Here is a 17849-nt window from a genome sequence, read left to right as displayed (position 1 = left end):
GCGCGCCGAAAGTACCACGCAGCGCCTTGAAGGAAAGCTTCGAAACGGCAACATTCAGCGGCAAGAACTGAGTGGGAGGTTTTTTGAGATGAACGCGCTGACGCCGGTGATGAGCGCCGACGAGATCAATTTGTTCCTGAACGAGATTTTTCCGCAGCTCAATAACGGCTCCGAAGATTACGTTGCGACGGAGGTGTTTCCCGGTGGCTGCATTGTTCGCCTGAACGCAACGGATCGGCACATTCGCCCTGGCGGCACCGTGTCAGGCCCCGCCCTGTTTGCCCTCGCGGATATCGGCGGTTATGTTTGTGTCTTAAGCCATGCTGGCCGCGATGCGCTGTCAGTAACGACCAACATCAGCATCAATTTCATGCGTAAGGCAGAGGCTGGACCGATCGATGGAAAATGCCGGATTCTGAAGCTTGGCCGCAGCCTTATGGTCTTCGACATCGAAATGATCGCGGGACCTGACCAGCAGGTCGTCGCCCACGCAACAGGCACCTATTCGATCCCACCAAAGCGCTGATTGCTGTGGTAAAATAATACCCCACGCCTATCTAGTTGTTTTTATTGGTTATTTTTTTACTTCTATTGCACAACCCTTGTTGACGCCTTATTCGCTGCCTTCTATAAGCCGCCATGGATACTGAAGCCTGAAAAGGTGGACGCTTCCCGTGTTGTAAGAAGAACAAGTTCTTCAACAACAAAAGCAACAAGAAACGCCTTCCCGCCTTCGGGTGGTAAAGGACCAACGAAAGCAGAAACCATGGCTACCTTTTCGCAGAAGCCTGCGGACGTGGTGAAGAAGTGGGTGCTTATTGACGCTGAGGGCATCGTCCTCGGTCGTCTGGCAACCATTGTCGCCAATCGTCTTCGTGGCAAGCACAAAGCTACCTTCACCCCGCACGTCGATGACGGTGACAATGTCATCATCGTCAACGCTGACAAGGTCGTGCTGACCGGCAAGAAGTACACCGACAAGATGTACTACTGGCACACCGGCCACCCGGGCGGCATCAAGGAGCGCACGGCTCGCCAGATCCTCGAAGGCCGCTTCCCGGAGCGCGTCATCGAGAAGGCAATCGAGCGCATGATCCCGCGCGGCCCGCTCGGCCGTCGTCAGATGAAGAACCTGCGCGTTTACGCTGGTGCAGAGCACCCGCATGAGGCACAGCAGCCGGAGACGCTGGACATCGGCGCACTCAACGGCAAGAACAAGAGGGCCGCATAATGGCTGACCTTTCTTCTCTCGCAGAACTCGGCCAGGTTGCTGGCGCTGCTGCGCAGCCAGAGGCTCCGGTTTACGTCCAGAAGCTGGACGCACAGGGCCGTGCATACGCAACTGGCAAGCGTAAGGACGCAATTGCTCGCGTCTGGGTCAAGCCGGGCACCGGCAAGATCATCATCAACGACAAGGAGTACGACAAGTACTTCGCGCGTCCGGTCCTGCAGATGATCCTGCAGCAGCCGATCGTTGCGTCGAACCGTGATGGTCAGTTCGACATCGTCGCGACTGTTGTTGGTGGCGGTCTCTCCGGCCAGGCTGGCGCAATTCGTCACGGCATCTCGAAGGCACTCACCCATTATGAGCCGGCGCTCCGCGCCGTCCTCAAGAAGGGTGGCTTCCTGACCCGCGACAGCCGTACCGTCGAGCGTAAGAAGTACGGTCGTGCCAAGGCTCGTCGTTCGTTCCAGTTCTCCAAGCGCTAATCGCGCCTGGATTGGACAAGAGAAAGCGGGCCTTCGGGTCCGCTTTTTTGTTGCGCATGTGACGCTTCCGGCCAATAGCTTCCATCCTCGATTGTAGGAGATCACGATGCCATCCGACGCGATAGACCGAGCCTTCACGGCAGACAGAGCCATCGGGAGCGACGCGGAACCGACCTACGCAGGCGCGCTGTCCTTCATGCGCCGCCGATACTCGAAGGATGTGGCGGGTGCAGATGCTGTTGTCTGGGGCATTCCTTTCGACGCCGCCGTCTCCAATCGCCCTGGATCACGCTTTGGTCCGCAGGCTATCCGCCGCGCTTCGGCCATCTTCGATGTAGACCCCCAATACCCGTTCCATCTCGACCTGTTCGAGAACATGTCGGTCGTCGATTATGGCGATTGCCTTCTCGACTACGGCAACCATCAGGAGACGCCGGGACGGATTGAGCGCGAGGCCGCGCACATCCTCAGCGAGGCTGGCTTTCTCCTTTCACTTGGAGGCGATCACTACGTCACATGGCCAATCTTGAAGGCGCACGCCGCGAAACACGGACCGATGGCGCTCGTGCAGTTCGACGCGCATCAGGACACATGGTTCGACGATGACAGCCGCATTGACCACGGGTCGTTTGTCGCCCGTGCCGTGCGTGCAGGAATTATCGATCCGACGCGCTCCATTCAGATCGGCATTCGCACGCACGCCCCAGAAGATTGTGGCTTCAAGATCATCTATGGCCATGAACTTGAAGAGATGCGAGCCAGCGAGGTCGCAAGCGCCATTCTTGAGCGTACCGCTAACGCAAAAACATACCTGACCTTCGACATAGATTGCCTCGATCCGGCCTACGCCCCCGGCACCGGAACGCCAGTAGCGGGCGGGCCTTCCTCCGCCAAAATGCTATCGGTCCTTCGACAGCTGGAGGCGCTCGATATTGTGGGTGCGGACGTTGTGGAGGTTGCACCAGCCTACGATCATGCCGATATAACCGCTATCGCGGGCGCGACCGTTGCCCTGCACTATCTTGGACTGCTGGCGAAGCGAAAAGCTGCAGCCTCGTAAGCTAAGATCCAGGTTGAGGTTCCGGTTAGTCTGATTCCGGAACTAGACCCAAGGTCTTGATATAATTGGGTTTCCCGGGAAATTGAAATGACACCGAAAATTTTCATCGACGGCGAGCATGGTACAACGGGCCTACAGATCCGTCAGCGCCTTGAAGGCCGCACCGACATCGAAATGCTGTCGATCCCGGAGGCTGACCGCCGCAACGCCGATTTGCGCCGCGAGATGCTGCACGCCGCCGACATTGCGATCTTGTGCCTCCCGGATGATGCTGCGCGCGAATCCGTCGCAATGCTGGACGGCAACACGACTACTCGTGTGATCGATACGTCGACAGCCAATCGCGTTAACCCCGATTGGGCCTACGGCTTTGCCGAGATGGACAAGGCGCAGGCTGCCAAGATCGCCGCTGCGCGTTTCGTCGCCAACCCAGGCTGCTACCCCACAGGTGCCATCGGACTGATCAGGCCGCTTGTCTCCGCTGGCCTTCTTCCAGCCACCTACCCGATCAGCGTCAACGCTGTGTCCGGATATACCGGCGGCGGCAAGCAGCTGATTGCGCAGATGGAGAATGCGGGCGCTGAAGACCACATTGCTTCGCCGCACTTCCTGTACGGCTTGTCTCTGGCCCACAAGCATGTGCCGGAGATGAAACTTCACGGTAAACTCGATCGGGCGCCAATCTTCGCCCCCAGCGTAGGCAAGTTTGCGCAGGGCATGCTGGTCCAGGTGCCGCTGCACCTTGATCTGCTTGCAGAGGGCACCACTTTGGCCCGCCTCCACGAAGCGTTGGCGGATCATTATGCAGGTCAGAATATCGTTGAGGTACTGCCGCTAGGCACTGCAACGTCCGCGCCGCGCCTTGATCCGACCGCGTTGAACGATACCGACCGCATGCAGCTGATTGTTTGCGGCACAGAGGGCAATGGGCAGGTAAACCTCGTGGCAGTACTCGACAATCTCGGCAAGGGCGCTTCGGGCGCTGCTGTCCAGAACATGGAACTGATGATTGGCAAGGCGGCTTAAGCCGCCTTCCCTCATCTGTCGTTGATAACGACAGTCTCGCTTGGATAGCTCCCCTTCGCAGCGCGCCAGTGAGCCGCTGCGAAGCCAAGGACGATGATAGCGAAGGCGTGGTGCGTAAGGGCCGGATGAAGGCTCGCCGCTGTCACAAGCGTCACGACTCCAAGAGCTGCCTGAACGAACACCATCAGGAACAGCACCAAAGCGCGCCTCGCGTGCGGCGTACCCGGCTCAGTTCTCCATGTTGCGATCGCATGCCACAGAGCCGCCAGGAACAGCACGTACCCACCCATGCGGTGAGTGAACTGAACGGTTTTCACGTTTTCGAAGAAGTTGATCCACCACGGGTTCATCAACAGCAGCTGATCGGGCCAAAGCTTGCCATCCATCAGCGGCCAAGTGGTGAAGGTCATACCGGCGTGAAGCCCGGCGACAAGCGCACCCAGAGCGATCTGGATTAGCACCAAGACCAGAAGCCATCCGGCAAAGCTGCGTGTCCGATCTTTCGCCGGTCCCGCACTATGTGGAGCTAACCCGCGCGCAATGAGCATGGTGGCCGTGAAGATGAGACAAGCCAGCATAAGATGCGTCATAAGGCGGTACTGGCTGACATAGGCTCGTTCAGAAAGACCGGAGGAGACCATCCACCAGCCGATAAACCCTTGAAATCCGCCAAGGGCGAGAAGGCCGACGAGCTTCGGCTTGAGATGCTGTTCCAGCCGACCGGATACCCAGAAGAACACCAATGGAACCGCGACTAGAATTCCCACACCACGGGCGAGGATACGATGTGCCCATTCCCACCAGAAGATCACCTGGAATTCGCCAAGGGACATGCCCTTGTTGACCTGCTCATACTGCGGGATGGCGCGATATTTATCGAACTCTTCGAGCCACTCAGCCTCGTTCATTGGTGGTATGACACCATGGATCGGCTTCCACTCGGTAATTGAAAGGCCAGACCCCGTCAGGCGCGTTGCGCCACCGACGACGAACAACGCGAACAGGACCAGCAAGACAACGTAGAGCCACCAGCGAACAAGGCGGCGGTTGTGCTGTTCGCGATCCATTGCGAGAATTGGAGTAGAGGCATTTGATGCCGCGTGTCCGGCCATGCAGGTCACCTTCACGAAGACAAGTGCGCGTTTCGTCTCTTATCCGCTGACGCAACGCAATAGAAGGCCACGCGACACGCCGTCGCGGCGTAAACCGTTTGCGCCCTGCACCCATGCGGCATAGAACGCCGTCAAAGGAAGAATAGCGATGCCCGTACGTCTCAAGAAACTGATTGGTACAGTGCTGCTGGTGCTGCTGGTTAGCATCTACGCGATTGTCGCGACCATCGTCGCGGTGGCACAGCTTGCCGAGTCCGGACCACTCGTCCACCTCGCCTACTTCTTCTTCACCGGCCTGCTCTGGGTGTTGCCTGCGATGGTCATCATCAAATGGATGGCGACGCCCCCTCGCCCCAAGACCCGCTAGAGCGTGACCAGCCGCTGACCGCGATTGGCCAACAGTGTCGTTAGCCCTGACAGCAACGTGCGCGCATAGCTTATCCGCTGATAGTTCCCATTGATCGAAATGCGGGGAAGCGCATGCAGGTGGTGACGGTGTTCAGGCATAAGGACACCGTGCCGCGTCGTAACGGCGGACTGGAAACCGGCGCGGCGAGCCAAGTCGAGCTCCCGGGCACCTGCCGCATTTGCCGATCCGTACGGGTACGCAAAATGCTTGGGCCGAACGCCAATCTCCCGCTCTATGTGGTCTGCGCTGCCGACAAGCTCTGAGAAAGCTGAAGCTTCATCGAGGCGACGAAGATTGTAGTGATGGACCGTGTGGGCCCCTATTGTCGCCAACGGGTGAGCCGCGAGCACGCGCAGTTCGTTCCAATCCATGAACCGACGAGGCGCTGCCGTATCAATCGCACCAATCCGCGCCAGGAATGCTTGCTGATCCTGTTCATCCATTTCAGCGGAAATATATCGCATCAGCCGTAGCGCTCGTTGCCGCAAGCTTTCACCGCGGTGGCCCAGCGAGCGAATTTCTCCTCCACGAGCAACGAACTCCTCCGCCAGTTCCCACCAGGGCTCAACCTGCGCGCTCATGAACCCTGTGGTTGCGTAAACGGTAAATGGCACTCCGTGAGACTGAAAGACGGGTAGCCCATCGGTAAAATTGTCCAGCCAACCGTCATCAAGAGTGACGGCTATCATGCCTTTTCGCCTGTGTTGCAAACCGTCAACCATCTCGTCCATGGAGACGAAAGAGAGCCCGCCGCCGCGCAAATCGGACAACAATCGGTCAAGGAATTCCGGCGAGATCGTCAGATGGCTATTCACGCCCAGAGGCGAAGGGCCACCACGGTTTACCCTGTGCAACATCAAGATGCCTCCCGACGGCGACAGGAACCGGTTCGCCAGCACAGACGCGCCGGACCAATAACCAGCGCTCAGAATCAGCTTCTGTCCGACCTCACTGGCGTCGAGCATTGATTCACCTTTCTCGACTACGTTGCGTGCAGTATCGGGCGGAAGGATTGCGTTATGGTTGACAGCAACGCGGCGAGGGAAACGTACGCCCCGCTGGTGGAGGTGTTTCCGGCGGACGATATCGGGCTCTCAGCCTACGACAGGTTCTGCCAAGACGCGCGTTTTGCTCCCCCTCAGCATCCGCTTTGGATACGCGCTTGGGTAGAGGCCAGCGGTTCCGATGCTGTCATCATAATGCTGCGCAAAGGTGGCGCTCCGGTTTTCGCGCTTGCACTTGAAGTGGTTCGAGAAGGGCCGTTTGCCATCGCTCAATTCCCGTCCGCAGAACACGCGAACGGCAACTTTCCCGCCGTTGTACCGGACGCCGGATTGGTTGAGGAGGCCGACATCAAAGCCATCTGCTCCGCTGTGCAGGCCTCGCGACCCGACATAGATCTCATCAGCCTTCAGAGACAGAATCCCAACCATGGGAACCTGGAAAATCCACTTCGCAAGCTTGCCGCGATGCGCAGTCCCAATGTTTCCCTTGCCGTAGATCTTAGGGACGGCCTTGAAGCTGCTCTCAAGCGCAACGGAGGACGTCGCAAGAAAAAAAAATTCCGCCACAACCAGCGGAAATTCGATGAAATTGGAGGCTACCGGGTCATCAAGGCGTCATCCCCGGAAGAGGTCGACCGGCTGCTCGATGCATTTTTCATGATGAAGGCTGCCCGGTTCGCAGAGCGCGGTATTCCGAACGTATTTGCGCCGCTTGAAGTTCAGACTTTCTTTCGCAGACTTTATTCCAGCAGTCTGGTTTACGGGGATCGTCCATTCGAGGTCAAAGGCATCGAGATCAACGGCGAGCTCGTCGCCGTCCACGGGATGAGCATCAACGAACATAGCGTTGTCTGTGACTTTGGTGGAATTGTTGAGATGGGAGCGAACCTCAGCCCCGGCTTCTTCTTCGATTACCTTTGCATTGAAGAGGCATGTAACGCGGGGAAGTCGCTCTACGACTTCAGTGTCGGGGATGAACCTTACAAGCGTAGCTGGTGCGACGTCGAAACATGGCAGTTTGACACCCTGCTGCCGCTCACAGCCAAAGGGCGAGCCGCATGGGCGATCTCGACAGCGCGCGGCCACGCCGTGCGCCTAATCAAATCAAATGCCGTACTCTGGTCGGTCCTTAAGCAATTGCGGACCAAGGTGGCTGGAACCAGGTCAACACCGCATGACCAATAGTCCAAGCGGTGCTTGAGCAATCACGCCACCGATCTTCCTTCAGGCGCGGGTGGAGCCTGATAGCCTACCGGCGTGACAAGCAAGGCCTCACCGTATCCTGCGGCGACGAGATCAGCTGCAGTTTCCTGGATCGCAACTTCTTCCCGCTCGATGACACTCACCAGAATCTCCGTCGTCTCACTGATCACCCTGGCAAGACTCTCGGCATCTGTAGGTCCGCATTCAATGATGATCAGGTCGTAAGCGGTTTCCAATGATGCCAGGATGATCGGCAAGCGATCGATGGCCCGCATCGCCTTCTCTGTCTCGGCCGTACCGACGGCGATGACGTGGCAATCCGAATAAAGATCGCCGCGAATGATTTCGGAAAACTGCGCCTCGGACGCCAGAAGATTGGTGATGCCCGGATATCTGCTGCTCTCCAGCATCGAGGACGATGGCGCGCCGGTAGATGTCAGGTCCAGAAAGACAACCCGCAAGCCGATATCAGATATTTCGCGCGCAACCATGACGGACGCGGCTGCCGCCTCATCTCCTTCAGGAGAGATGAAGACTGCACGTGTGAAATCAGCTTCTGCCAGGAGCTTGGCAGCATCGCTGATCAAAAGCTCAGTCTGCGCCGCGGCCGATACGACCTCGCCCTCATCCGCGAAGCCTAGGTGATCTGCCGCTGAGTATGTTGGCATGACGACTTCCTCAACCGGATCGATCGCTCGGGGTGCCGCCCGCATGGCGCGCCCGCTGAACAGCTCCGCGAGCAAGGTGAAAATCATCAGAATCAGCGCCGAACCGGCAAACGCCGCCATCGTGATCGGCAACACTTTCGGGAAATATGGCTCATAAGGCTGGCTCGCGCGGGAGAAGATCCGCGCGTCCGCCGGCAGGTAATTCCGGTCAGCGCGGGAAGCCGCCTCGCGATAACGGGTTAGATAGGATTCAAGCAACGCACGCTCGGCTGCGGCTTCGCGCTCAAGCGCCCGAAGCTCGACTTCGTCACCGCCTGCCTGCGCCGCCGCAGCCTTGAGGCGGTTGAGGTCGGCCGTAAGTTGCGTCTCACGCGTCCGCATTGACTGCTCGTCGCCTTCGATAGATGCGAGAACTTTGTTTGCCTCGTTCCTAAGCTGCTGGCCGAGCTCGGACAGCTGCGCATTCAACGAACGGATGCGCGGATGATTTCCAAGCAAGGTCGTCGAGAGGTCAGCAAGGTCCGATGAAAGCTGCGCCTGGCGTTCTCGCAAACGCTGCAGCACAGGCGCATTCAGGACTTCAGGGATCGTCTCTACCGATGCACCCGATGCCAGCGCATCCTTGATCGCAATGGCGCGCGCCTGGGCTGCGGAGCGAGCCGCACTCACACGCGAAAGCTCAGTCGAGATTTCCGAAAGCTGCTGATTGGCGAGAACGGAGTTATTCTGCCCCGCGAGCAGATCAGCGGTCGCACGATAGTCTGCAACGCGCGCCTCAGCCTCGCGCACACGACGGCGCAGGTCGGCGATCTCCGGCTCGAGCCACTCTGTGGCATCTGCCGTCGTCAGGCGCTTCGCCTGCTCCTGAACGTCGAGATATGCGTCGGCTATCGCGTTCGGAACTTTGGCAGCCAAAGCCGAATCCGTCGACGAGAAGCTGATGACGATGACGCGTGAGCGGTCGACATTGTAGACGCTCAATTTTTCGCGCATCGCCTTGATGATCCGGTCCTCGACAGAAGCCTGCGAAGGATCGTTTTTCAGCCCCGCGAGGATCATCAGATGCCCAAGCGTTGAAGTATGTCCGGCGGCACCAAATTCATCATGCTTGGCCAGATCGAGTTTGCGAGCGACGTCGCGCAAGATGTCGTTCGAAGCGATGACTTCGACCTGGCTTGCTATCGCCTCACCGTCGAGCAGCGGACGGTCTGCCTCGCTCGTAGCGCCGGTGGGCCGGGTATAAATAGACTCGCGGTTTTCGATAAGCACACGCGTTTCAGCGCGATAATGCGGCGTTGCCATCGAAGCGAGCATGAAGGCGATTGCAGTCGTACCTGCTGCCGCCACAGCAATGCGCCGCCAATTTCGTGACAGGCTGCCGAACAACCTGCCAAGATCAACATCAACGTCCGCCGTTCCAGCCCCAGACATGCGCAAACTCCGATACACGTCTGCAGCATGGTAAATGCGTATGGTAACCGAGGAGTTAAACGATGAGTAACCGCCTGTTCTGGTGTGCAGACAGCGCGAGAGCAACGCCAGCCAAAAGGACAAATACTTCCAGGCTTTTACCGGCCATTAACCTTGTCAGCACAAATTCGCTTCCAAGAGAGACGGCATCCGGCGCCGTCCACAATCTGGAAGTAGCCACTTGTCCATGAAGCGCCCGACCGTTGCATTCATCCTCTGCGCTGCGTTCGCAGTTTCTGGATGTTCCAGCTATCGGCCGGCTCCCGCGGCCTTCCACGAAGCAACTAGCAAACCTTATGTCGTCGACGCGGGCGACCGCATTCGTGTCACCGTCTTCGAGCAGGACTCGCTGACAAACATCTACGCTGTCGATCAGTCCGGCTACATCTCCTTTCCGCTGGTTGGCGCTGTTCCTGCACGTGGCCACACGGTCCAGCAGATTGAGCGGCTGATCGCTGACAAGCTGCGCAATGGTTACCTGCGCGATCCGGACGTCTCGGTCGAGGTCGATCGCTACCGTTCCATCTTCGTGATGGGCGAGGTCGGCGCCGCCGGTCAGTATTCCTATGTGCCCGGGCTCACCGTCCAGAAAGCTGTAGCCTCCGCTGGTGGCTTTACCCCGCGCGCCAACCAGACCAACGTTGATATCACGAGGACGATCAACAATGAGGTCATGACAGGGCGCGTACCCACCTCCGACCCTGTGCTTCCGGGCGACACGATCTACGTTCGCGAACGCCTCTTCTAGAGCGTGACGTGGATCAAAGCCTTCGCATCATCCACTGCTTTCGTTCGCCGGTAGGTGGCATATTCCGGCACGTGCGAGACCTCGCCAAGGCGCAGGCCGCAGCAGGCCACAAGGTGGGCATCATCTGCGATTCCTCGACAGGCGGACCGCTTGAGGAACACTACTTTGAGCAGATACAGGACAAGTTGGAGCTGGGCGTCCTTCGTATGCCCATCAGGCGCGCCATCAGCGCGGCAGATCTCGCGGCGGGTTGGCGTACATATCGATTGATCAAGGAATTGCGGCCAGACGTGCTGCACGGGCATGGCGCCAAGGGTGGCGCGCTTGTGCGAGTCTTCGGCTCAGTGTTGCGGGTTTTCAGGTATCGCGTTGCCCGCGTCTATTCTCCGCATGGCGGCGTGCTGCATTACGACCCCGCCACTCGGAAAGGTAGGCTTCTGTTCGCGATCGAGCGGATGCTGACCCGGTTGAGCGACCACATCTTGTTTGTCTCGGAGCACGAAAGGCAGGCGTTCCGCGAGAAAATCAGCAGATCCGCGTCAGTGCCTATGTCCATGTTCCACAATGGCTTGGCCCCCAGCGAGTTCATCCCCGTAGCTCCGGCACCCGACGCAGCAGACTTCATCTATATCGGGATGATGCGGGGCCTGAAGGGGCCGGATCTGTTTTTACAGGCGCTCGCGAACGCGGAGACAATCACCGAGAGAAAGATCCGGGCGGTCATGATCGGCGATGGGCCTGATCTTCAGAGTTACAAGAGACTGGCGGAAGTGCTCGGCCTTGCAGTCTCCTTTCGTCCTCCTATACCGGCGCGGGACGCCTTTGCGCTTGGACGGACTGTAGTTGTCCCATCGCGTGCCGAGGCCATGCCATATCTGGTTCTTGAGGCACTCGCTGCAGGCAAGCCCATGATAGCAACCGCGGTCGGTGGAATACCGGAAATTTTCGGTGCTTCATCCCCTGCCCTGGTTTCAGCCGACGCGAACAGCATTGCGTCGACCATGGTTCGTGTCCTCGAAAATGAAGCTGCGTACCTGAAAACAATGCCGCCGGCCGATGAACTTCGAAGTCGCTTCAGCGTAGCGACCATGTCGAATAATATCGAAACCGCCTATCGCACGTCATTGCTCAGCTAACTCTACGGCAGAGGGTCAAGATTTCCTTAGCAGCTTTCCTGTAAGTCATCTGCAGCCAAGAGATTGCAGATGCCAAAGAAGAAGCTCGATCATAACTTCACGCTAGACGCGGTTCGATCGTTTAAGGACGAGCGCGGAAGCGCCTTCAACGCTCAGATCAGCCCGCTCGCCCGGCAAATTGCGACGCAGTACAGGCACGACACGATGTCACCGGTCATGGTCATCGGTGTCGTGCGTATCCTAGAGTTTTCGCTACTGGTCTTAAGCGGAATAGGGCTCTGGCTTACTTATGTCGGATGGGAGGCCGGCCAGCTTTGGTACTATGGCCCGCTGATCCTAGCCTGCTCTGCTACAAGCGTGGTGCTGCTGGAGATCGCTGGCAACTACCAGCTCGCGCGGCTGCAACAGCCCCTGCTCGCCTTTGGGACATGCCTTCTTGTATGGACATCCGCCCTCGCTGCGATGGCTGCGATTGGTTTTTTCCTGAAGATCTCGATCGAGTTCTCGCGCGTTTGGGCAGCAAGCTGGTTCGCTGCCGGCCTGATAGGAATGCTGGCCTTTCGAAGCATTGTTGCGCGCCTTGTGCGCCGCTGGGCGCGCAATGGCCGAATGGAAAGACGCGCAGTTATCATCGGTGGCGGCTCACAAGCAGAAGCTCTCATCCGCTCCATCGAGCGCCAGCCATTCAACGACATTCGCATCTGCGGGTTTTTCGATGATCGCGACGACACGCGCTCGCCCCCGATCATTGCGGGCTATCCGAAACTTGGCTCGGTCGCTCAGCTAATCGAATTTGCCCGGATTGCCCGCATCGACATGCTGATCGTTTCCCTGCCTTTCACTGCCGAGAAACGCGTGCTGTCGCTCCTGAAGAAGCTCTGGGTACTGCCGGTCGACATCCGCCTGTCTGCCCATTCAAACCAGCTGCGTTTCCGGCCACGCTCCTACTCGTTCATCGGCTCCGTACCGATGCTGGATATATTCGACCGGCCGATCAATGACTGGGACTCAGTGGTAAAGCGTAGCTGCGACGTCGTCTTCAGCCTGTTGGGGATCGTCCTTTTCGCTCCGGTGATGCTCGCGACGGCCGTAGCCATCAAGCTCGATAGCAAAGGGCCCATACTCTTCAAACAGACGCGGCACGGCTTCAACAACGAGCCAATCGATGTCTACAAGTTCCGGTCAATGTATGTCGAGCAATGCGACCCGAGCGCGAAAAACGCAGTCACCAAGAACGATCCGCGCGTCACTCGCGTCGGCAGGTTTATCCGAAAGACCTCAATCGACGAACTGCCCCAGTTCTTCAACGTTCTGATGGGGCATTTGTCACTCGTCGGTCCGCGACCGCATGCAGTGGCAGGACAGACCCGCAATCTCCTCTACCACGAGGTCGTCGACGGATATTTCGCGCGACACAGGGTCAAGCCGGGGGTCACGGGGTGGGCTCAAGTAAATGGCTGGCGTGGGGAGATCGATAATGACGAAAAGATCCGGATACGCACCGAATTCGATCTCTATTACATCGAAAACTGGTCGCTTTGGCTGGATCTCAAGATCCTGTTCCTCACCCCAATCCGGCTCCTGAATTCCGAGAACGCATATTGAGTGAGTTGACGCAAAGCGGTTTGCCGCGCGCGGCAGTTCAGGCCAAGGCGATCTCGATCGTTACATCGGCTGCGGTTACGCTTGGCGTATTTCTCGGGGGCTTTGTGATTCACGAGCCCGCACCGTACGAACTTTACATGGCAGCCTTGCTCGGCATCTGGGCGCTGTTCGGCCTGCGTATTTCAGGGCACGCGGCGGTGCTGCTCACGCTGCTGGTGCTTTTCAACATTGGCGGTTTCATCTCGATGGGGGTGATGTCCGACCTTTACGAGACGCCGATGTATCTGGCGGTCTCGATTTTTCTTGCCCTGACAGCTGTGTTTTTCGTCGCGATCGTCGAAGCCGATCACTCACGTTATCGCCTGATCTTTCTTGCCTGGGTTGCGGCCGGGCTTGTCACGGGGCTGCTCGGCATTGCTGGTTACTTTCGCCTTTTCCCCGGCGCCGGAATGTTCACCCTTTACGATCGTGCGTCGGGGGCTTTTGCCGATCCTAATGTCTTCGGCCCCTTCCTAGCCCTGCCCGCCATCTGGCTGCTCCACCGCCTACTGACGGGCAACCCGCTTTTGATGCCTGTGACCGCAGGCGCATTCGTCGTGTTGGTCTCCGCCATCTTCTTTTCATTCTCCCGAGGAGCATGGGGCCTGTTCGCGGTTGCAGGCGTCCTGATGATTGCGGCGTTATTTTTGCAATCGCGGAGCGGCCTCTTCCGCCTTCGCATTGCACTCATGTCCCTATTGGCACTTGCGATCCTTGTCGCAGCGATCCTGTTCGCTCTGCAACTCCCCGGCGTCTCGGACTTCTTTGCGACGCGCGCCAAGCTGGTTCAGGATTACGATGGTGGGCAGTCAGGGCGATTTGCTCGCTTCGCTATCGGATTCCAGATGGCTATGGAGCATCCATTAGGGATTGGTCCTCTCAATTTCGGCCGTCTCCTCGGTGAAGACACTCATAACATCTGGCTCAAGGCCCTGATGGACTATGGATGGCTCGGCTTTGCGTCGTTCCTCACGCTCATAGCATGGACAGTGATCGGAGGGTTCAGGATCCTCTTTCGCGATCGCCCCTGGCAGCCGTTCCTCTTATGCGCCTACGTTGTGTTTCTCGGTCACATCGGCCTCGGAACCGTCATTGACATGGACCATTGGCGGCATTTCTACCTGCTTCTTGGCCTGATTTGGGGCGCGATGGCGCTTGAGCAGCGGCATCAGCGCAACGCAACGCACCTCCGGTAGGCGTTGCCGCCAACCCAGCCGAAATTCGGCCTTGCAAATTCGCTAAGCTCGAATCGAAAAGTTGAGTTACGCTAGGTGCGCCCGCACCAGCTGCATAATTTTATGGGGTCTCTTTTAAATCGTGTCATCTGCATCTCCACTCGCTCCATTTCGCCAACCGGTTTTTCGTTCAATCTGGTCTGCCAGCCTCGCCTCCAACTTCGGCTCGCTGATCCAGACGGTCGGCGCAGCGTGGCTGATGACGATCATATCGTCTTCAGCGGACATGGTGGCATTGGTTCAAGCATCCACGGCAATGCCGATCATGCTGTTCTCCGTGGTGGCCGGGGCGATTGCGGACAACTTCAACCGGCGTCGCGTGATGCTGCTCGCCCAGGGCTTCATGTTCTTCATATCCATCGTTTTAGCGGTCTTCGCTTATGAAGACATGCTGACACCTTGGCTGCTCCTCACCTTCACATTTATGATCGGCTGCGGGACAGCGCTGTACAACCCGTCATGGCAGGCGTCGGTCGGTGATATGGTTCCACGCGACGTCATCCCGGCAGCAGTCGCGATCAACAGCATGGGGTTCAACCTCACTCGAAGCGTCGGGCCGGCAATCGGCGGTGCAATCGTCGCCGCTTTCGGCGCCGCCGCCGCCTTCGCGGTGAATGCTGTAAGTTATATCGCGCTACTGATCGTGCTGGTCCGATGGAAGCCGGCACCACGCGCATCGACTCTCCCCCGCGAACCACTCGGCCTCGCCATTGTGGCGGGGCTTCGTTACGTGGCGATGTCGCCAAACCTGCAGAAGGTATTGTACCGCGGGTTCTGGTTCGGCGGCAGTGTAATCACCATCGTGGCGCTTCTGCCGATCGTTGCGCGTGATATGCTGGACGGCGGCGCATTCCTCTATGGAGTGCTGTTCGGGGCGTTCGGCGTCGGTGCAGTTGGTGGCGCTGTCGCCAGCGGCTATCTGCGCGAGCACATGACAACTGAGGCAATTGCCCGGCTAGGCTTCATCGGCTTTGCGGTCTCTGCCTTGACGCTCTCCTTCGCACCTGGCGCGATCTTGTCAGTGGCGGTTTTGCTTCTGGCGGGTGCATGCTGGGTGATTTCGCTGTCCAGCTTCAACATCACCGTTCAACTCTCAACGCCGCGCTGGGTCGTCGGCCGCGCGCTGTCGCTCTATCACACATGTACGTTTGGCGGGATGGCAATCGGCAGCTGGGTATGGGGAAGCATCGCCGACACATCGGGCCCTGAAGCGGCATTGCAAATCGCTGCCCTTGTGATGGCCGCGGGTGCAGCCGTCGGCCTGATAAAGTCTATCGCGCTGCCGGCGCTGGAATCCCTCAACCTCGACCCGATAAACCGTTGGAAGGAGCCTGCTCTCGAGCTGGACATCACCCCGCGAAGCGGCCCGGTGAAGATCGTGATCGAATACATCATTGATGAGAAGGACACGCCCACCTTCCTTGCAATGATGGGGGAGCGAAGGCGGATCAGGAAGCGGGATGGCGCTCGCCGCTGGAGCCTGATGCGGGATCTGGAGCATCCGGAACGCTGGATGGAAAGCTATCATCTGCCGACGTGGCTTGAATATGTCCGCTACAATCAGCGCATGACCCATGCAGATGCTCTCGTCAGCGACGAAATCCGCCGGCTGCATGCCGGTGAGCACCCGCCAACGGTCCACCGGATGATCGAGCGCCCAACAGGCCGCCGAGAATGGGACATTCATCCAAAGGGCGTCGTAGAACTGCACCAGCAGTAAGCAAGCCTGCAGCCGTCAGCGCGTCCTCTTTGAGGCGCGCGCGGTCAGCGGCATTGCTCTGCCGGTAAATCCGCGCCTCACCTAAGGATGGAGCGCATCGGCGGTAGAAGGAAAACAAAAAAGCGGCTGCGTTTACCGTCAGCCGCTTTTCCTAATTCTCGGGTGCGAAGCGTCGCTATCAGCGGCCGTCAGGCGTCCGCGTTCCTACCCACTTGTTCTTCACGGCATCATAATGCTCGGTGGGGTCGTAAAGCGCGACGTTCAGGCCGAGACGATCCGGAGCAAGGCGGCCCATCGAGGAGAGGATCGCGTAGCTTGCTGCGACCACGTCGCGTTCCGAACCTGCCAGGCTGATCTGTGCGGAAATCACATCCGCCTGCGCGTTGAGTACGTCGAGCGTGGTGCGCTGACCCACGTTTCTCTCCTCAACAACGCCGCTGAGCGCAAGCTGCGCTGCTGAGACAAGCTCACGGCCGGCAGAGACCATCTGCTGGGCAGCCACATATTGCGCCCAAGCCGCGGTAACAGCCTGACGTACACGGTCGCGAGCGACATCAACCTCAATGCGCGCCTGGCCGAGCGATTCCTTCGCCTGGCGGATCGTCGCTGAGGTGCGCCCACCCTGATAGATCGGAATCGAAAGGTTCAGGCCAATAGAAGCCGTGGTGGAGCTCCCATCCTGTTCACGCACGCCGGGAAGGTCCGAATAGGTCTTCCGGTCGCTGGAGGAGACACCGGCCTGAGCACTCAACTGCGGCAGCAGCGAACCCTCCGCCTGCTTTACCTGGAATGCGGCTGCGTCCACGAGGTGTTCACTGGCACGCACTGCCGGATGCTCGGACAGCGCGATGGCCTGCGCCTGCTCCAGCGAAGCAGGAACCAGATGGCTGGCAGCACGGGCCACATCGAGCTTGCCCGGACGATCGCCGACAAGCTGGTAGTAAGTTGCCTCACTAGATTGCAGCTGAGCGCGAGCTGCACTGAGCTGGGCAACAGCGGCTGCCTGCTGTGCACGCGCTTGGGCAACGTCTGTTCGCGTGCCCTCACCTACTTCGAGGCGAGAGTTGGCTGCACGGACCTGCTCACCGAGAAACGCAAGATTGCGCTCGCGGAAGTTGGCAATCTGTCGGTCGCGCAGAACATCCACATACGCTGCAGCGGCATTGAAGAGGATATCCTGCTCGCTGTTGCGCAAGCTCTCATTTGAGGCGCGGACGCGAGATTCGGCGGACCGGACCGAATTCAGCGTCTGAAAGCCGTCAAAAATCGACTGCTGAATCTGGACACCGAACGAGCCGGTGCGAATCTCGACACCTGAGTTTTTCGTGTAGGTAAGGCTGCCGCTCGCACCAATGGCGGGTCGCCAGCCCGACTTCGCGATCGCAACACCTTCATCCGTGACCCGAACCCCGGCACGCGCCGCATTCAAGCTGGCATTGTTGGTGTATGCCTTCGACATGGCACCCTGCAACGTTTCACCGAACGACGGTGTCGATGCCAGCGCGACCCCAGACAGCAACGCGGCAAACAAACCTTTGCGGACAGAAAACAAGTGCCACCTCTTTCAAAAGCGCTGAGGCAGGTACCTGCCCCAGTTGAACGCAAACCATCCCCCGCGCCGGAGCGCGCCTGATGAGCCAACCGGCATATGACTACCGGGAGAAATCAAGCGGGACAATACACAAAGTTTGCGCGAGGTGGCGT

Annotated in this window: 16 protein-coding genes; 12 read left to right on the top strand and 4 right to left on the bottom strand. The window is 58.6% G+C overall.

The genetic code is table 11. From position 1 onward, the window contains the following. The first annotated feature begins 88 nt into the window (after positions 1-88). From IOD40_RS07155 to argC, 5 genes are all read left to right on the top strand, one after another. Positions 89-526, top strand: a complete 438-nt coding sequence (locus IOD40_RS07155; protein WP_198475789.1) for a PaaI family thioesterase — start codon at positions 89-91, stop codon at positions 524-526. Positions 527-766: 240 nt separating this feature from the next. Next, positions 767-1231, top strand: coding sequence for a 50S ribosomal protein L13 (gene rplM, locus IOD40_RS07150; RefSeq protein ID WP_198475788.1), 465 nt, complete (start codon positions 767-769; stop codon positions 1229-1231). Next, positions 1231-1710: a 30S ribosomal protein S9 gene (rpsI, locus tag IOD40_RS07145; RefSeq protein ID WP_198475787.1), complete on the top strand. Its 480-nt coding sequence runs from the start codon at positions 1231-1233 to the stop codon at positions 1708-1710. The genes rplM and rpsI overlap by 1 nt, the downstream gene beginning before the upstream one ends. A gap of 106 nt (positions 1711-1816) precedes the next feature. Next, complete coding sequence (gene speB, locus IOD40_RS07140) at positions 1817-2770, top strand: agmatinase (protein WP_198475785.1); 954 nt, start codon at positions 1817-1819, stop codon at positions 2768-2770. Between the two features lie 87 nt (positions 2771-2857). Next, complete coding sequence (gene argC, locus IOD40_RS07135) at positions 2858-3796, top strand: N-acetyl-gamma-glutamyl-phosphate reductase (RefSeq protein ID WP_198475783.1); 939 nt, start codon at positions 2858-2860, stop codon at positions 3794-3796. An 11-nt stretch (positions 3797-3807) separates the two neighbouring features. Here the strand turns inward: argC and IOD40_RS07130 are convergent, their stop codons facing one another. Continuing rightward, positions 3808-4908, bottom strand: a complete 1101-nt coding sequence (locus IOD40_RS07130; protein ID WP_198475781.1) for a COX15/CtaA family protein — start codon at positions 4906-4908, stop codon at positions 3808-3810. 148 nt (positions 4909-5056) lie between these two features. Between IOD40_RS07130 and IOD40_RS07125 the strand changes: the two genes are divergently transcribed. After that, positions 5057-5275: a DUF2842 domain-containing protein gene (locus IOD40_RS07125; protein WP_198475779.1), complete on the top strand. Its 219-nt coding sequence runs from the start codon at positions 5057-5059 to the stop codon at positions 5273-5275. Here IOD40_RS07125 and IOD40_RS07120 read toward each other — a convergent pair. Next, positions 5272-6282 carry a polysaccharide deacetylase family protein gene (locus IOD40_RS07120; protein WP_198475777.1) on the bottom strand — a complete coding sequence of 337 codons (1011 nt, stop codon included), beginning with the start codon at positions 6280-6282 and terminating at the stop codon, positions 5272-5274. The two genes, IOD40_RS07125 and IOD40_RS07120, sit on opposite strands and share 4 nt — an antisense overlap. A 54-nt stretch (positions 6283-6336) precedes the next feature. On the opposite strand from IOD40_RS07120, the gene IOD40_RS07115 reads away from it, so the two are divergent. Then, complete coding sequence (locus tag IOD40_RS07115; protein ID WP_198475775.1) at positions 6337-7506, top strand: GNAT family N-acetyltransferase; 1170 nt, start codon at positions 6337-6339, stop codon at positions 7504-7506. 20 nt (positions 7507-7526) lie between these two features. On the opposite strand, the gene IOD40_RS07110 is transcribed toward IOD40_RS07115, so the two are convergent. Further along, entirely contained in the window at positions 7527-9623 is a 2097-nt protein-coding gene (locus IOD40_RS07110; protein ID WP_198475773.1) for a GumC family protein, read from the bottom strand. 226 nt (positions 9624-9849) lie between these two features. Between IOD40_RS07110 and IOD40_RS07105 the strand changes: the two genes are divergently transcribed. From IOD40_RS07105 to IOD40_RS07085, 5 genes are all read left to right on the top strand, one after another. Further along, positions 9850-10410 carry a polysaccharide biosynthesis/export family protein gene (locus IOD40_RS07105; protein ID WP_198475963.1) on the top strand — a complete coding sequence of 187 codons (561 nt, stop codon included), beginning with the start codon at positions 9850-9852 and terminating at the stop codon, positions 10408-10410. An 8-nt stretch (positions 10411-10418) separates the two neighbouring features. Further along, positions 10419-11546 (top strand): glycosyltransferase family 4 protein, encoded by a 1128-nt coding sequence (locus IOD40_RS07100; protein ID WP_198475771.1) that lies wholly within the window; start codon positions 10419-10421, stop codon positions 11544-11546. A 69-nt stretch (positions 11547-11615) separates the two neighbouring features. Continuing rightward, a complete protein-coding gene (locus tag IOD40_RS07095) occupies positions 11616-13151 on the top strand; it encodes an undecaprenyl-phosphate glucose phosphotransferase (RefSeq protein ID WP_198475769.1) in 1536 nt (511 codons plus the stop codon). Next, positions 13148-14386 (top strand): O-antigen ligase family protein, encoded by a 1239-nt coding sequence (locus IOD40_RS07090; protein ID WP_198475767.1) that lies wholly within the window; start codon positions 13148-13150, stop codon positions 14384-14386. Before IOD40_RS07095 ends, IOD40_RS07090 begins: the two co-directional genes overlap by 4 nt. Positions 14387-14504: 118 nt before the next feature. Further along, a complete protein-coding gene (locus IOD40_RS07085; protein WP_198475962.1) occupies positions 14505-16145 on the top strand; it encodes an MFS transporter in 1641 nt (546 codons plus the stop codon). 178 nt (positions 16146-16323) lie between these two features. On the opposite strand, the gene IOD40_RS07080 is transcribed toward IOD40_RS07085, so the two are convergent. Further along, positions 16324-17697 (bottom strand): TolC family outer membrane protein, encoded by a 1374-nt coding sequence (locus IOD40_RS07080; RefSeq protein WP_198475765.1) that lies wholly within the window; start codon positions 17695-17697, stop codon positions 16324-16326. Between the last annotated feature and the right edge of the window lie 152 nt (positions 17698-17849).

Origin of the sequence: Aquamicrobium zhengzhouense, from assembly GCF_016124105.1 — a bacterium.
In the GTDB taxonomy this organism is placed as follows: Bacteria; Pseudomonadota; Alphaproteobacteria; order Rhizobiales; family Rhizobiaceae; genus Aerobium; species Aerobium zhengzhouense.
The sequence above is the reverse complement of the archived record's forward strand: the minus strand, read 5'-3'. Positions and strand labels throughout refer to the sequence as shown.

Bases quoted from the DNA above. Each gene is read 5' to 3' on its own strand.
- IOD40_RS07155 (WP_198475789.1), top strand. From the start codon at position 89: ATGAACGCGCTGACGCCGGTGATGAGCGCCGACGAGATCAATTTGTTC.
- rplM (WP_198475788.1), top strand. From the start codon at position 767: ATGGCTACCTTTTCGCAGAAGCCTGCGGACGTGGTGAAGAAGTGGGTG.
- rpsI (WP_198475787.1), top strand. From the start codon at position 1,231: ATGGCTGACCTTTCTTCTCTCGCAGAACTCGGCCAGGTTGCTGGCGCT.
- speB (WP_198475785.1), top strand. From the start codon at position 1,817: ATGCCATCCGACGCGATAGACCGAGCCTTCACGGCAGACAGAGCCATC.
- argC (WP_198475783.1), top strand. From the start codon at position 2,858: ATGACACCGAAAATTTTCATCGACGGCGAGCATGGTACAACGGGCCTA.
- IOD40_RS07130 (WP_198475781.1), bottom strand. From the start codon at position 4,908: ATGGCCGGACACGCGGCATCAAATGCCTCTACTCCAATTCTCGCAATG.
- IOD40_RS07125 (WP_198475779.1), top strand. From the start codon at position 5,057: ATGCCCGTACGTCTCAAGAAACTGATTGGTACAGTGCTGCTGGTGCTG.
- IOD40_RS07120 (WP_198475777.1), bottom strand. From the start codon at position 6,282: ATGCTCGACGCCAGTGAGGTCGGACAGAAGCTGATTCTGAGCGCTGGT.
- IOD40_RS07115 (WP_198475775.1), top strand. From the start codon at position 6,337: ATGGTTGACAGCAACGCGGCGAGGGAAACGTACGCCCCGCTGGTGGAG.
- IOD40_RS07110 (WP_198475773.1), bottom strand. From the start codon at position 9,623: ATGTCTGGGGCTGGAACGGCGGACGTTGATGTTGATCTTGGCAGGTTG.
- IOD40_RS07105 (WP_198475963.1), top strand. From the start codon at position 9,850: ATGAAGCGCCCGACCGTTGCATTCATCCTCTGCGCTGCGTTCGCAGTT.
- IOD40_RS07095 (WP_198475769.1), top strand. From the start codon at position 11,616: ATGCCAAAGAAGAAGCTCGATCATAACTTCACGCTAGACGCGGTTCGA.